The following is a 14,957-nucleotide window of genomic DNA, read 5'->3' as shown; positions in this document are numbered from 1 at the left end:
CGAGACATCAGCGCGCCCAATCCACGCGGGCGAAATGGTCCCGCATCATCGGGTCCTCGGCGTGGCGCGAGGGGTCGAAGCGCTCGCGCTCGGAGCGGTCGTATTTCCAGTTCGTGCTGATCTCGCGGAAATGCCGGAAGCGGAAGTCGCGGCTGACGAGGCGCGCGCGCCACCAGCCGTTGATCGTGTGCGTGTGCCACTGCGCCTCGAGCGGGCAGCGGGCCGGCACCACGGCCCATTTGGGATTGCAGCGCATGGGATGGCGCGGAATCAGGCCGTAGCGATAGGTCACGACCGGCGCCAGCGCGTGTCGGTAGTCGGTGAAGCGCGCGGGCTGGCTGTCGTCGAGATCGCGCGTCACGTCCTGGATGCCGAAGACCCAGTCCCCGAAGAAGGACGTGACGCCCGAGCGCGAGCGCTCCGTGGCGGCGAAGATCGAGGCCCCGGAGCGCGACATGACGAGCTCGTCCACGTCGCAGTTGAGCACCGAGCGCGCGCTCTGGAGAAAGCGCCAGCGCGCGTCGGCGAACATGCCGAGCTGGGAGAAGTTGGAGTCCCAGTAGCGCTTCGACCCATGGCCGGGCGGACCATGCCGGAAGGGCCATCGCACCACCACGACGCGGTTCAACCCCTCCACCGCTTCGAGCGCGGCGAGAAGCTCGTCCACGCCATAGCGGGTCGAGCCGTTGTCGTAGAGCAGCAGCGCCGTCGCGCCGTGGCGGTCGCGATGGAAGCGCGCCCAGTCCTGAAGCCAGACGAGTTCGTTGTTCTTCGACAGGGTGAGAAGCACGCGCTCGCCGGCGAACCAGTCGAACCGGGGTTGGCTGACCTCGACCGCGAATGTGCCGAGATCCGAGGCGATCTCCAGCGCGGTCGTGCCGGGCTCCACCTCCACCAGCATATCCTCGTGCCGGTCGAGCTGGCGATGGGTGAAGCGGCAGGGCTGGCCGGATGGGCGCGCGCGGATGATCGCCCGCACCAGGGCTTCGCGAAGGTTCAGAAGCGCCGGGCAGAGAAGGCGCACCGTGCGCCCGTCGGCGCTGCCGACGGCGTCGAAGATCAGTGTCGAGAAGTCGAAGCGCGCGTCGAAATCCGGGCCGCGAAACTCGGGCGGGCGGCTCGGGATGCGCTTCACCAGGCTGTCTTCCGGCAGGACGACGGACTGAACCGACGCGATCCGTCCTCTCCCCTCCCCGTTCTCGCGCGACAAGCGGCGCGGCTGATGGCTCCTGGTCATCCGAGGCATGCTCCATGTTGCCCGGCAAGGTCGAGACATCGCTTTCGCGCATCCCTTCCCGTGATCGGGCCTTCATTCCCATTCCGAACGCCCGGACGCTCCGAGAAGCGACCGGACGGGCTTGCGATCGTCGCGCCGGGCTTTCAGGCCCGCGCCTTGCCGGCGGCGGGCCGGGGCCGGCGCTGGCGCAAGAGGCGCCGCGCGGGGTTTTCGAATCCGTGGAAGGTCGCGAGCGACACCAGCATCACGAAACCCGCGAAGGCGAAACCGACCCAGGGGCCGAGATCGAAGATCCGGCGGCCGAGCAGCGCCTGGCTGGCGCCTGCGGCCAGGATGATGAGCGAGCCCTGGTTGAGGTAGACGCCGTAGGACATGTCCCCCAGCCGCCGCGCGAGCCAGCTAAGGCGACGCCCGAGCGAGGCGCCGGCCCCCGCCGCGACGAGGAGCGGCATGAGAAAGCCGACCATCGCGAGATCGTAGATCTCAGCTGGGCCGAGCGCGCCCTTGAACTGCACCAGCGCGAGCGCGAGAGCCAGAAGCGCGAAGAAGAGCCAGCGCGGCGTGCGCCAGGGATGCGCAGCGTAGCGGCGATGCAGGCACATGCCGACCGCGAAGGAGAAGAAGACCCGGGCGAAGCCGCCGGTGAAGTTCGCGGTGCCCCAGCCGATATCGGCGCTGCCATAGTGAAACACGGCGGCGACGAGGCCGAGGCCGGCGGCCAGCGCGAAAGCCCGCAGCGGCCGATCGTCCAGCCGGGCGAGAAGGCCGAAGAAAAGGAGGCCGGCGACCATCTCGAAGAAGATCGACCAAGTGGCGCCGTTGAAGGGAAACAGCGTGTCCCTGCCCTGCGGCTCCAGAAAGCTCGGCAGCATCAGGGCATTGAGGAGCCCGGTCGGGACGAGGCGCGCGGTGTCGATCCAGCCGTCATTGGCCTCGAACCGCGCCGTCATGACGAAGAAACCGACTGCGGTCGTCGCAAGGAAGAGCGGATAAAGGCGGGCGACGCGCAGCATCAGGAAGCGCCGCAGGCTCATGTCGCCCACGGCAATAGCGCCGCCATAGGTCAGCGACAGGACGAAGCCGCTGAGGACGAAGAACAGGTCCACCGCGACATAGCCGCCCGGCAGAAGCCCGCCGCGCAGACCGAACATGAAGTCGGTGTGGTAGACCAGGACGACAAGGGCCGCGAGACCACGGACGAGATCGAGGCTTTCGAAATAGGCCGGTCGCTGGGTCGAAGGGGTCATGAACCGAGGGCTCCGCGAAGGCGGCGAACCGCCTGGGGCAGGAAGTCGCTGCGGGCGCCGGCGACATCGAGCGCGAGGGCGGCCAGCAGATAGGCGACGGCGCCGGTCACGACCGTTAACCCGAGCAGGCGGGAGGCCGGCAGCGAAAGGCCGTTCAGCACCGGCAGGCAGGCCGCCAGCATGACCAGAGCGCAGAGGCCGACGCGCGCCAAGCTGCGCGCGGGTATGGGCATGGGAAACACTGGCTTCAGCAGCAGGATGGAGACGGCGACGCCCGTGACGTCGCCGATCACGATGCCATAGGCCGCGCCGAGGACGCCGAACTGCCCGATGAGGATGACCGAGGCGACGAGGTTCGTGGCGAGCGTCACCGCCCCGCAGGCCACCTGCCGAAGCGGACGCTCCACGATCTGGAAGCCGATATGGAGATAGAACTGCGCGAAGGCGTTGAGCCCGCGCGACAGCGCCAGAAGCGGCAGAAGCAGCGCGATCTCCGCCTCGAACTCCTTGCCGGCCACCACCTCGCCGAAGACCGGCGCCACGATCATGAGGCCGACCACGGTCGGCACCATGGCGGCGAGGAAGAGCTCCGCGCCCGTGGCGAGCTGCGTGCTCGAGCCCGCCCGCCCCTGATCGGCATAGGCGCGGATGGCCATGGGCCCGACGATCGCGGCGACCGCCGAGGCGACGATGCCGGTCAGCTGGCTCGTCACATCGAGCGCGGCACCGAAATGGCCGGCTGCCGCCGCGCCCAGCATCCAGCCGACGATCAGCCGCGCCAGCGTGGCGTTTCCCGCAAAGACGAGGCCGGACAGAGAAAGCGGCAGGCCATAGCGCCAGAAGCGGCGGATGACATCGCTCTGCGGGCGCACACCCCTCCCCGGCGCGAGCAGGCGATGGAGGGACAGGAGCGAGACGAGGGCGAAGCCTGCGGCGATGCCCGCCACAACGGCCGAGCCGGAGGCGAAGAGCAGCGCCGCACTGGTGCCGAGCGAAAAGCTGACGAGGCTGCGCGCGATGCTGAGCCGGGCGAAGGCGGCGGACTCGTGGCGCGCCCGGCGCACCTCCTGCGTGATGTCGAACAGCGCCTGCGCCGCCGTCATCGCCAGGATCGCGGCCAGCGCGAGCACGGGCAGGTCGGGCAAGAACAGGAGAACGGCGACGGCGATCGCGGGAATGGCGAGAACCGTCAGCGCGCCGAAGGCGCGCAGAGTGAAGGGCATGAAGTCGGTGCGCGGCGCTTCGGACTGGTAGCGCCCGAGCGCAAAGCGCAGCCAGCCGTAGAGCACGGTGCCGATGAGATAGGCGAGGCTGACGCCGACGGAATAGACGGCATAGTCCTCCGGCCGCAGCACGCGGGTGTAGATGCCGAACGACACGAAGCCGACGAGCCCCGGGGCCGCGAAGGCCAGGAGATAGATGATGGCGTGCTTGGTCACGCACGGCCTGCCTGACGCCCGGAGGGAAGCCGCGCGGGCGATGGCGCGGCCTTGAGGGCCGCGCTCTCGACGCGGCATCGCCGGATGCCGGCGATGCCGATCACCAGAAACAGCCAGGCATTGTCGGCGCGGCCGAGCATGTTGGACTCCGTGCCGTTGTGAAGCAGGCCGAAGAGCCAGAAGGACACGTACATGCCGAGCAGCCGCGTGTCCGTCCGGTCGATGCGGCCGAGGTCGAGAGCCGGGCGCAGGATCAGGAAAAGGAGCGCCAGCGTCAGCCCGGGCAGGCCGATCGTCGCCGCCGTGTCGAGATAGCCCTGATGGCCGTAGGCGGCGACGGACACCCAGGTGTTGCCGTCCGTCGCCGCCGGCGAGGCGGGGCCGATCTGCCAGAAGGAGAGCATGCCGGCGCCCATGAAGGGATTGTCGCCGATATAGCGGATCAGCATGGCCCAGACATCGGTGCGCCCGGTGAAACTCGCGTCGCCGATCACCAGTCTCGCGACCTCATGAAAGAAATCGCTGAGCGTCGACAGGATGGTGAGCGCGTTGATCGCGAACACCGCCGACGAAACCGTCAGCAGGATGACGATGAAGGACCGCGTCTGGAGCACGACCTTCGACAGAATGAAGACGGCGACGAGCAGGGCCAGACTGGTCTTGGACCCAGACATCACGAGAAAGAGGACTTGCGGCACCGCGAGCAGCACGAGCCAGGAACTCTGGACCCGCCCGCGGGCCGCATAAAGGATGAACAGCTCGAAGACGCAGACGGGACCGGCGATGTTCTTGTGCGCGAACTGACCCTTCCAGAGACCGTTCAGCTGCGGCTCCGCGCCGAACAGGCCGTGCTTCCCGAACTCGGGAATCGCGAAGACGAAGACATATTTGGTCAGCGTTTCGGCCAGGATGATGCCGAGGAAGAGCCAGAGGATCGAGGCGCTTCGGCGGGGCGTCGCGATGCACAGGATGGCCACGAGCATGGCGACGAGCGTGAAGATGTAGCGCCGCATCGACACGTCGGGCAGGATCGCGAGCGGCACGGTGGCCGCGCACCAGCCGAGCAGGAGGATCAGCGTCAGGTCGAACTGCTGGCGCACGTCTCCCCAGCGGTCCTGGACGTTGAGAAGCGCGAAGCCGAAGGTCCCGAACCAGAGAAGCTGGACGAGAAACGTTCCCTCCCGCCCGGCGCCCGGGTCCTCGCGGAAGCTCACGGCGTTCGGATTGGGAAAGAACCAGATCATCAGGAAGAAGCCGACGAAGGCGGCGTAGCGCAGGTGCTCCCATTGCACCCCGCCCCCTGCCCCGGCCACCCGGCCGCCGGCGAAGCCGGCTTGCGCTCTAGCCATAATAGGCGCTCTTGCCGGGCGCGTATTCGTATTCGAAATAGCGCTTGGCCTGACGCCCATCGACCTTGTTGAGCACGACGCCGACGGTCCTGCGCTGGATGCGGGCCGAGAGCTCCAGGGACCGGCGCGCATTGTCGATCAGTGTCCCGCCCCATTCCACGGTGAACACGAAACAGTCGATCATGTCGGCCGAAGCGCGCGCGTCGATGATCGGCAGGAGCGGCGGCAGGTCCACCACCACATAGTCGTAGTGCTGCTTGAGATGGGCCAGCGTCTCGGCCATGGCACGCGAGGACAACACGTCGTTGGAACTGATGCCGTCCTCCAGCTGCACCGCCGGCAGGAAGTCGAGTCGTCCGTCGCGCGTTCGCAGCATGGCATGGGCGGCGGCGGTCCCGTCCCGCAGATCCGTGAGGCGAACACGGGCCGAGCCCGCCAGACGGCGCGTCAGCGAGGGATTGCGCAGGTCGCAGTCCACCAGAACCGTGCGGGCGCCGGACTGGGCGGCGAGTTCGGCGAAATTGGCGGCCAGCGTCGTCTTGCCCTCGCCCGGCAGGCCCGACACGAAGCCGACGATCTGCGGGCCGCGTTCGGTCGGGTGGAAATCCACCGCGACCTTGATGGCGCGGATGGACTCGGCAAAGCGCGCGATGGGCCGGGCGACGACCTCGCGCAGCCCGCCCGCCTCCTTGCCGCGCACGGTCTCGACGGCGGGCACGCTGGCGATGCAGGGAACGCCGAGCTGGCGCTCCACGTCGCTCGGCCGGCGCAGCGTCTTGTCGGTGGCGTCGCGCAGGAAGGCGAGGCCGAAGCCGGCGATGCCGCCGAGCACCAGCGCCCCGGCCAGCGTCATGGACGTGCGCGGCTTGCTCTTTTGTCCCGGCGGCGAGGCGCTGGTGATGAGGCGCGCCTCCGTCAGCGGAAAGGACTGCTGCTGGACGGTCTCGCGGTAGCGCTGAAGAAAGCTGTCGTAGAGCGCGCGGTAGCTCTGGGCCGAGCTTTCCAGCGCCCGAAGCTGGACCTGCGCCTGGCTGGAAAGCTGGGACTGCCCGATCGCCTCCTTGAGGCTCGCTTCGATCGTGGCGACGCGCGCGCGGGCGATCTCGTAGTCGCTGCGATAGCCCTCGCCGATGCGCCCCAGTTCCTCGTTGATGGAGCGCTTGGCTTCCGCGATCTCGCCCCGGACATTGGCGACGGCCTGATGCTGCGGCCCCAGGCGCTTGGCGAGGTCTGCCTCGCGCTTGGTCAGCTCGGAATACTGGTTGCGCAGCTTGATGATGACCTCGTTGCGCAATGCGTCGGTCAGCGTCGAGTCGGCCAGATCCGAGCCGATCATCTGCTCGACCCGGTCGAGCCGGGCGCGCGCCTCGCTGGCATTGCCGCGCGCTGTCGAAAGCTGCGTGTTCAGCTCGGTCAGCTGCTGTTCGGACAAGAGCCGCCCGCCCCCGGCATCCACGATGTTGTTGGTGGCGCGAAAGTCGACCACGGCGCGGTCGGCCTCGGAGGCCTGGGCGCCCAACTCGGCCAGGCGCTCCTGCAGCCAGACGCCGGCCCGGCGGGTCGACTGGTACTTGGCGTCGAGCTGGTCGGTGACATAGGCGTCGGCCACCGCGTTGGCGACCTCGGCGGCGAGCTGCGGGCTGGTGGAGGTGAAGCTGATTTCGAACACGAAGGTGACGCCGATGCGGCGCACATAGAGATTGTTGTCGACCTCGGCCACCGCCGCGCGCAGGCGCTGCTCCGGCGTCGGCGGCTCGCCGGAGGAGACGAGCGAGCGCAGGCTGCGCTTCATCGCGCCGAGCCCGGTCGGCCGGGTGAAGTCGGGGTCTTCGTCCAGCTTCAGCTGACGCACCACCGCGAGCGCGATGTTTTCCGAGCGCAGGATCTCCAGCTGGCTTTCCACGGTCGGATTGTCGAGCGGCGTTTCGGCCACGTTGGCGCTGACCGAAGGGTTCATCATCGTGGTGGAGCGGCGCGCGTCCATCACCATGGTGGCCGTCGCGGTGAACTGGGGCGGCGCAAGCAGGAGATAGATCACGGCAAGAGCGAGGCTCACCGCGACCGCCGCGCCGATCAGCAGCATATGGCGCCGGACGATGCCCCAAATCTGGACCAGGAGTTCGGTCGGCGAGAGGATCGCCGAGCCGGCTTCGGGCGTGTGCGCGGCGGGGTGGACGCGGTGAAGCATGGCGGACCGCCTACTGAACGAGGGCTCGGAAGTAGTGGATCGTCCGCTCGATCCCGTCTTCCAGCGCGACCTTCGGCTCCCAGCCGAGTTCGGCCTTGGCGAGCGAGATGTCGGGCCGGCGCTGGCGCGGATCGTCTGAGGGCAGCGGCAGGAACTCGATGGTGGAAGAAGAGCCGGTCTTGCGAAGGACCAGTTCGGCCAGTTCCAGCATGGAGAACTCGCCGGGATTGCCGACATTCACCGGACCGGTGAAGCCCGGCCCCGAATCCATCATGGCCAGCATGCCGTCCACGAGATCGTCGACATAGCAGAAGGAGCGCGTCTGCGACCCGTCGCCATAGATGGTAATTGGCTCGCCGCGCAGCGCCTGGACGATGAAGTTCGACACGACGCGCCCGTCGTTCGGGTGCATGCGCGGGCCATAGGTGTTGAAGATGCGGATGACCTTGATCTGCAAGGCGTGCTGGCGCCAATAGTCGAAGAACAGCGTCTCGGCGCAGCGCTTGCCCTCGTCGTAGCAGGAGCGCATCCCGATCGGGTTCACGTGGCCCCAGTAATCCTCGACCTGCGGATGCACTAGCGGGTCGCCATAGACCTCCGAGGTGGAGGCCTGGAGGATCGGCACGTTGAGGCGCTTGGCGAGGCCCAGCATGTTGATCGCCCCATGCACGCTGACCTTCGTGGTCTGCACGGGATCGCGCTGGTAGTGGATGGGCGAGGCCGGACAGGCGAGGTTGAACACCTGCGAGACCTGCACATAGAGCGGGAAGGTCACGTCGTGGCGCATCACCTCGAAGCCGGGATGGCCGATGAGGCTGGCGATGTTGGCGCGCGTGCCGGTGTAGTAGTTGTCGACGCAGACGACATTCGTGCCCCGGCCGATCAGGCGCTCGCACAGATGCGAGCCGATGAATCCGGCGCCGCCGGTGACCAGCGCCGTGTTGGTGTAGGGGTTCATGCCAGGCTCCAAGCGAAATCGATGCAGCCGGCGGCGCCGTCTCGGCCCGCCGGAACGGCCCGCCTCGATCCCGAGACGGGCAAAGGGGCCTCACCTCAGGCCGCGACGTCGGCGGCGCGCGCGGCGCCCGGTGCGTCCCCGCCCCGGCCGACATCGTGGTACTGGAAGCCCTTGGCCTCCATCACGGCGCGCTTGTAGACATTGCGCAGGTCCACGAAGACGCGGCCCTTCATGGCCGCCCCGATCCGGTCGAGATCGAGCGCGCGGAACGTGTTCCATTCCGTCACCAGAACCACGGCGTCGGCCCCCTCGACGCAGCCATAGGCGTCGGCGGCATAGGCGATGTCGTTCAGCACCAGCGCCGCCTGCCTCATGCCCTCGGGGTCGAAGGCGCGCACCCGCGCCCCGCCGTCCTGCAGGGCGGTGGCGACGGCGAGCGAGGGCGCGTCGCGCATGTCGTCGGTGTTGGGCTTGAAGGTGAGGCCGAGCAGCGCGATCGTGCGACCGCGCACGCTGCCGCCGCAGGCCTCGATCACGCGCCGGGCCATGGAGCGCTTGCGCTGCTCGTTGACCGCCGCCACCGTTTCCACGATGCGCGAGGGCGCGCCGAAATCCTGCGCGGTCTTGATGAGGGCGAGCGTGTCCTTGGGAAAGCAGGAGCCGCCATAGCCCGGCCCGGCATGGAGGAACTTGGAGCCGATGCGATTGTCGAGCCCCATGCCGCGCGCCACGTCCTGCACGTCGGCGCCGACCTTCTCGCACAGGTCCGCCATCTCGTTGATGAAGGTGATCTTGGTCGCCAGAAAGGCGTTGGCGGCGTATTTGGTCAGCTCGGCCGTGCGCCGGCTGGTGTAGACGATCGGCGCGCTGTTCAGATAAAGCGGCCGGTAGACCTCCGCCATGACCTCTCGCGCGCGCGGCTCGTCGGAGCCGACGAGAATACGGTCGGGCCGCTTGAAATCGTCGATCGCGGCGCCCTCGCGCAGGAACTCGGGGTTGGATACGACGTGGAAATCGGCGTCGGGGCGCGCTTCCCGCACGATCCGCTCCACCTCGTCTCCGGTGCCCACCGGCACGGTCGACTTGGTCACGAGCACGGTGTAGCCGCGCAGCGAATGGGCGATCTCCCGCGCGGCGGCGTAGACATAGGTGAGGTCGGCGAAGCCGTCGCCACGCCTTGAAGGCGTGCCGACCGCGATGAAGACGACGTCGGCCTCCGCCACGGCGGAGGCGAGATCGGTGTCGAACGCAATGCGCCCGGCCGCCGCGTTGGTGGCGACCAAGGTGTCCAGACCCGGCTCGAAGATGGGAATGCGCCCCTCGCGCAGGGCCGCGATCTTGCTCGCGTCCTTATCGACACAGCGAACCGTGTGGCCGAAATCCGCAAAGCAGGCGCCGGACACAAGTCCGACATAGCCAGATCCGACGATGGCGATTTTCATGGAGATGCTCGTTGCTCTAGCGAGAGGAAAGTCGAACATCTCGGCCGCCGTCCAAAACGACTGCACTTCCCATATTCAGACTTCGCGCTCGCATGATCCTATGGGTTACAACCAAGGGTCAAGTGCAACGCAACATTTTCTTAATATTTCTATACTTCATTCGCAGCACATCATTTGTCCTATAGAGAACGAATGACTTCGGTCCATAAAATGCGTCCGATCGAATTCAGATAACAATATCAGAGGTTCCGTATCCTTCGATCCATTCAAGATGGTTGGCCCAAAGGCCGGCGGGCGTGAGCCCCCCGCCTTCGACAAAAGCGGATGCGAGAGATGACCCAATCGACGCAGGCGAACGGAACCGACCAGAGCAAGCCGGCAGCCATCGCCACGCAGGCCGAGATCGCGGCGGCGATGGCGGGCTTTGCTCAATCAGCCGCAGCCGAGTCCAGCGCCCGGCCCGAAGTCTGGCTCTATGCCGACACGGCGGGGTCGAGCCTCACGGGGACCAGCCGGCGCGACGAGATCCGCGGCGGCGCCAACACAGTTCTGAGCGGTGGCGCGGGCGATGACACCTACATCGCCTATAACCAGACGACGCGGATCGTCGAGCTCGCGGGCCAGGGCATCGACACAGTGAAGACCTGGGCCTCGTCCTTCACGCTCGACAACACGCAGTCGATCGAGAACCTGACCCTGGCCGGCACCGCCCATTCCACCGGCACCGGCAACGATCTCGACAATGTCCTCACCGGCAATTCCGGCAACAACACCCTGAATGGCGGGCGCGGCAACGACATTCTCGTCGGCGGCGGCGGGCGCGACACGTTCGTCTTCCAGCGGGGCGGCGGGCAGGACGTGGTCCGCGACTTCGCGGCCCAAGGCGCCTCCGCCGACACGCTGCAGATCGAGGGCACCGGTTTTGCCGACTTCGCCGCGCTCAAGGGGCGGATCGTGCAGCACGGCGCCGACACGCTGATCCTTCTGGAGGCGGGCGACGCGGTGCTCTTGAAGGGCGTCGCCGCCGCCGATCTCGACGCCTCCAACTTCCGCTTCTCGTTTGTGGGAACCAATGGTGCCGACACGATCCAGGGCGGCTCGGGCGACGATCTCCTGACCGGCGGCGCGGGCGCCGACACGTTCGTGGTCGGCAAGGGTGGCGGCAACGACGCGATCACCGACTTCTCCGCGCGCGGCGGCGATGTCCTGAGGCTCGTGGACACGGCGCTGTCGGACTTCGCGGGGTTCAAGGCAAGCGCACGGCAGGTCGGCGCCGACCTCAGCGTCGATCTCGGCGGCGGGCAGGTCCTCACCCTCGCCAATGTTTCGCTCGCCAGCCTCACCAGCGCCAACCTTCAGTTCGCCAAGAGCGCGCCGACACCCTCTACGCCGCCCCCGACCCCCGCCGTCGAGGTATCCGTTCCGGCCACCGACAGCCAGCAGGGCGTCGGCGCCACGCCGGCCCCCTCGCCAAGCGACGCGCCGGGTGCGCTGACGGGCAAGCTGCTCCTCGCCTCCGCCGCGCCGAACAAATGGCTGACGGCGGGCACCGCCAACGCCGCGCTGGAGGGAAGCGGGGGCAACGACCAGTTCTCCGCCCAGGCCGCCAACGTGACCTTCAAGGGCGGGGCCGGCGACGACACCTACATCGTCAACGGCACCACCCGCATCGTGGAGCTTGCGGGCCAGGGCATCGACACCGTGCAGACCTGGTTCAGCTATCGATTGCCAGGCGACCAGTCGATCGAGAACCTCACCCTCATGGGCACGGCGGCGATCGACGGGACCGGCAACGACCTCGACAACATCCTCACCGGTAACGACGCCGCCAACGTCCTGGACGGCGGCCGGGGCGCCGACACGCTGACCGGCAAAGGCGGCAGCGACACGTTCGTCGTCACCAAAGGCACCGGCACCAAGACGATCACCGACTTCCAGACCACGGGCGTGCAGGCCGATCTCCTGAAGATCGACGGCGCCGCCTATGGCAGCTTCGCCGCCCTCAGCCAGCGCATGGTGCAGGTCGGCGCCGATCTCCATATCGATCTCGGCGGCCACGAGGGCGTCATCCTCAAGAACGTCTCGATGAGCAGCCTGACGGCCGCCCATGTCCACCTCGTCAACGTCACCGACACGATCGTCGGCACGAGCGGGGTGGACACGCTGGACGGCGGCGACGGCAACGACACGCTGACCGGCGGCGCCGGGCGCGACGCCTTCGTGATCGCCAAGGGCAACGGCTCCGACACGATCACCGATTTCGAGACCGGCGCGAAGGGCGACATCCTCGATCTCAAGGGCTTCGCCTTCGAGAGCTTCGAGGCGTTTCGCGCGAGCGCGACCCAGGTCGGCACCGACACGGTGATCGCGCTCGGCAACGGCGAGACGCTGACCCTCAAGAACGTCGCCCCCGCCAAGCTCGTGGCCGAGAACGTCCTGTTCGAGAACGCGCTGCCGGTCAGCGGCGGCTCGTCCACGACCTTCTCTGGCACGCTCGCCAACAGCAGCCTCACCGGCACCGCAGGCAACGACTACATGATCGCTTATGCCAAGCACGTCACACTGGCCGGCGGGCTCGGCGACGACACCTATGTCGCTTCCGACACCACGGCGCGCATCGTCGAGAAGGTCGGCGGCGGCATCGATACGGTGCTGAGCTGGAACGACATCGGCTTCGCCCTGCCCAAGGGCCAGTCGGTCGAGAACCTCACCCTCATGGGCAAGGCGAACTCCACCGCCATCGGCAACGAGCTGAACAATCTCGTCACCGGCAACGAGGGCAACAACACGCTGAACGGCGGAGGCGGCAACGACGTGCTCGTCGGCAAGGGCGGCGCCGATCTCTTCGTCGTCGCGCGTGGTCAGGGCTCCGATGTCATCGCCGACTTCTCCTCGACCGAGGGTGACCGCATCCGCCTCGACGGCGCGAGCTTCAAGAGCTTCGCGGAGCTGAAGGGCGCCATCCAGCAGGTCGGCACCAACAGCTTCATCGCGCTCGGCGAGGGGCAGACGCTGACGCTCCAGAACACGCTCGCCACCTCGCTCTCGGCCAAGGACTTCGTCTTCGACCTCGACAAGAGCGCGATGGTCCAGACCTTTCGCGACGACTTCAACAGCTTCTCGCGTTTCGACGGCACCAGTGGAACCTGGCTCACCAAGTACGAATGGGGCGGGCTCAACGCCTACACGCTGTCCTCCAACAAGGAAGGGCAGATCTATGTCGACGACACGTTCCGGGGCCTTCCCGGCAAGGAGGCCGCCGCGCCGCTCGGCCTCAACCCGTTCTCCGTCGCCAATGGCGAGCTGACCATCACCGCGCAGGCGATCGACCCGGCCAAGCAGGCCGCCGCCGGCGGCTATGCCTACACGTCCGGCCTCATCACCTCGGAGGCCGTGTTCGCCCAGACCTACGGCCATTTCGAGATGAAGGCGACCCTGCCGCAGGGCTCGGGCGTCTGGCCCGCCTTCTGGCTCCTGCCCGTCAACAATAGCTGGCCGCCCGAGCTCGACGTGATGGAGGTCTTCGGCGACCAGCCAGGCGCGGTGCATTTCGACGCCCATTCCGCCAGCGACGGCATGAACAAAGGCGGCTACGGCCTCCTGGACGATCTGTCCGGCTCTCACACCTACGGCATCACCTGGACGCCCTACACGCTGACCTACTTCGTGGACGGGCACGAGATGATGACGGTGGACACGCCCTCCGACATGAACTCGGCCATGTACATGCTGGCCAACATCGCGGTCGGCGGCCTGTCGGGAACGCCGGCCAAGGATCTCCTCGCGCAGATGAAGATCGACTCCATCACCGCCTATCAGCTCAACGACTACACGCTCGCCCACTACACGCTGAAGACCTCGGCCACCCCGACCACCACTCTCTCCGGCACCTCTGCGGCTGAGAGCCTTAGCGGTACGGCGGGGGCCGATCTCATCGACGGCGGCGCGGGCGCCGACACGCTGGCCGGGGGCGCGGGCGACGACACCTATCTCGTGCGCAACGCGGCCACCCGGATCGTGGAGGTCGGCGGCGGCGGCATCGACACGGTTCGCTCCGAGGTCTCCTACACCCTGCCGGGCTTCGTCGAGAACCTGACGCTCACGGGCTCGGCCAACATCGCCGGCACCGGCAACGGGCAGTCCAACATCATCACCGGCAACAGCGGCGACAATGTCCTGGCGGGCCTTGGCGGCAACGACATCCTGACCGGCGGTGCCGGGCGCGACACGTTCGTCTTCGGCAAGGATTCGGGCTCCGACGTCATCACCGACTTCGAGGCCGGGCCGGGGATGGGCGACGTGGTGCGCCTCGACGCCTCGCCCTTCGCCACCTTCGCGGACGTGAAGGGCGCGATGAGCCAGGTCGGCGCCGACGTCTATCTCGCGCTGTCGCCCTACGACACGCTGGTGTTCCGCAACCACAAGATCGCAGACTTCGCCGCCGACGACTTCAAGCTGCCGGCGCAGCCGCCGGTGAGCGCGGGCTACAGCACGAACGTGATCGGCACGGCCGGGGCGGACCGGTTGGTCGGCTCGGGCTCCAACAATCTTCTCGACGGCAAGGGCGGCGACGACATCCTGATCGGCGGACGCGGCGACGACACCTACCGCGCCTATGCCACCGGCAAGCTGACGATCGTCGAGAAGGCCGGCGAAGGCATCGACACGGTGGAGACCTACGGCAACTTCACGCTGCCGGCCAATGTCGAGAACCTGACGGCGATGAGCTGGAACCTGACGCTGACCGGCAACGGCCTGTCGAACCGGATCACCGGCCATGGCGGCGCCGAGGTGCTGAACGGCAAGGGCGGCGACGACTGGCTGACGGGCGGCGGCGGCAACGACACCTTCGTCTTCGAGAAGGGCTCGGGCTTCGACACGATCACCGATTTCCACGCGGCGGGGACCGGCACGGAGCACGACACGATCCGCCTCGTCGGTTTCGGGGCGGGGGCGACGCTGACCCACGAGGGCGACGTCTGGACCGTGCATCACAGCACCGGCACGGACTCGTTCCGCACGCTGGGCGTGGAGTCGCTGGACAGCAGCGACGTGGTCTGGGCCTGATCGGGGACGTCTGTTCGACAGCGCGACCCG

8 protein-coding genes are annotated in these 14,957 nt (G+C 67.7%); 1 reads left to right on the top strand and 7 read right to left on the bottom strand.

Annotation, left to right across the window (positions count from 1 at the left end):
• Positions 1-7 precede the first annotated feature (7 nt).
• The 7 genes from AUL32_RS01855 to AUL32_RS01825 all read right to left on the bottom strand — a co-directional run bounded on the left by AUL32_RS01855 (position 8) and on the right by AUL32_RS01825 (position 9,860).
• Positions 8-1,237, bottom strand: coding sequence for a hypothetical protein (locus tag AUL32_RS01855; RefSeq protein ID WP_062111247.1), 1,230 nt, complete (start codon positions 1,235-1,237; stop codon positions 8-10).
• A gap of 143 nt (positions 1,238-1,380) precedes the next feature.
• Positions 1,381-2,484, bottom strand: a complete 1,104-nt coding sequence (locus AUL32_RS01850) for an acyltransferase family protein (RefSeq protein ID WP_062111245.1) — start codon at positions 2,482-2,484, stop codon at positions 1,381-1,383.
• Positions 2,481-3,923 carry an oligosaccharide flippase family protein gene (locus AUL32_RS01845; RefSeq protein ID WP_062111243.1) on the bottom strand — a complete coding sequence of 481 codons (1,443 nt, stop codon included), beginning with the start codon at positions 3,921-3,923 and terminating at the stop codon, positions 2,481-2,483. Before AUL32_RS01845 ends, AUL32_RS01850 begins: the two co-directional genes overlap by 4 nt.
• Positions 3,920-5,272 carry an O-antigen ligase family protein gene (locus tag AUL32_RS01840; RefSeq protein ID WP_062111241.1) on the bottom strand — a complete coding sequence of 451 codons (1,353 nt, stop codon included), beginning with the start codon at positions 5,270-5,272 and terminating at the stop codon, positions 3,920-3,922. The genes AUL32_RS01845 and AUL32_RS01840 overlap by 4 nt, the downstream gene beginning before the upstream one ends.
• Positions 5,265-7,460, bottom strand: coding sequence for a GumC family protein (locus AUL32_RS01835; protein WP_062111239.1), 2,196 nt, complete (start codon positions 7,458-7,460; stop codon positions 5,265-5,267). Before AUL32_RS01835 ends, AUL32_RS01840 begins: the two co-directional genes overlap by 8 nt.
• Positions 7,461-7,470: 10 nt before the next feature.
• The gene (locus AUL32_RS01830; protein ID WP_062111237.1) at positions 7,471-8,418 is read right to left on the bottom strand and encodes a UDP-glucuronic acid decarboxylase family protein; all 948 of its coding nucleotides are present in this window, start codon (positions 8,416-8,418) and stop codon (positions 7,471-7,473) included.
• A gap of 95 nt (positions 8,419-8,513) precedes the next feature.
• Positions 8,514-9,860 (bottom strand): UDP-glucose dehydrogenase family protein, encoded by a 1,347-nt coding sequence (locus AUL32_RS01825; RefSeq protein WP_062111235.1) that lies wholly within the window; start codon positions 9,858-9,860, stop codon positions 8,514-8,516.
• A gap of 333 nt (positions 9,861-10,193) precedes the next feature.
• On the opposite strand from AUL32_RS01825, the gene AUL32_RS01820 reads away from it, so the two are divergent.
• Positions 10,194-14,927, top strand: coding sequence for a family 16 glycosylhydrolase (locus tag AUL32_RS01820; protein WP_062111233.1), 4,734 nt, complete (start codon positions 10,194-10,196; stop codon positions 14,925-14,927).
• The last annotated feature ends 30 nt before the right edge of the window (positions 14,928-14,957 follow it).

It is taken from the genome of Aureimonas sp. AU40 (genome assembly GCF_001463785.1).
Classification (GTDB): Bacteria; Pseudomonadota; Alphaproteobacteria; order Rhizobiales; family Rhizobiaceae; genus Aureimonas.
Note: the sequence above shows the minus strand (reverse complement) of the source record. Positions and strands in the feature narration are given on the sequence as shown.

Coding starts and splice junctions, on each gene's coding strand:
- AUL32_RS01825 (WP_062111235.1), bottom strand. CDS start 9,860: ATGAAAATCGCCATCGTCGGATCTGGCTATGTCGGACTTGTGTCCGGC.
- AUL32_RS01820 (WP_062111233.1), top strand. CDS start 10,194: ATGACCCAATCGACGCAGGCGAACGGAACCGACCAGAGCAAGCCGGCA.
- AUL32_RS01850 (WP_062111245.1), bottom strand. CDS start 2,484: ATGACCCCTTCGACCCAGCGACCGGCCTATTTCGAAAGCCTCGATCTC.
- AUL32_RS01840 (WP_062111241.1), bottom strand. CDS start 5,272: ATGGCTAGAGCGCAAGCCGGCTTCGCCGGCGGCCGGGTGGCCGGGGCA.
- AUL32_RS01855 (WP_062111247.1), bottom strand. CDS start 1,237: ATGACCAGGAGCCATCAGCCGCGCCGCTTGTCGCGCGAGAACGGGGAG.
- AUL32_RS01830 (WP_062111237.1), bottom strand. CDS start 8,418: ATGAACCCCTACACCAACACGGCGCTGGTCACCGGCGGCGCCGGATTC.
- AUL32_RS01835 (WP_062111239.1), bottom strand. CDS start 7,460: ATGCTTCACCGCGTCCACCCCGCCGCGCACACGCCCGAAGCCGGCTCG.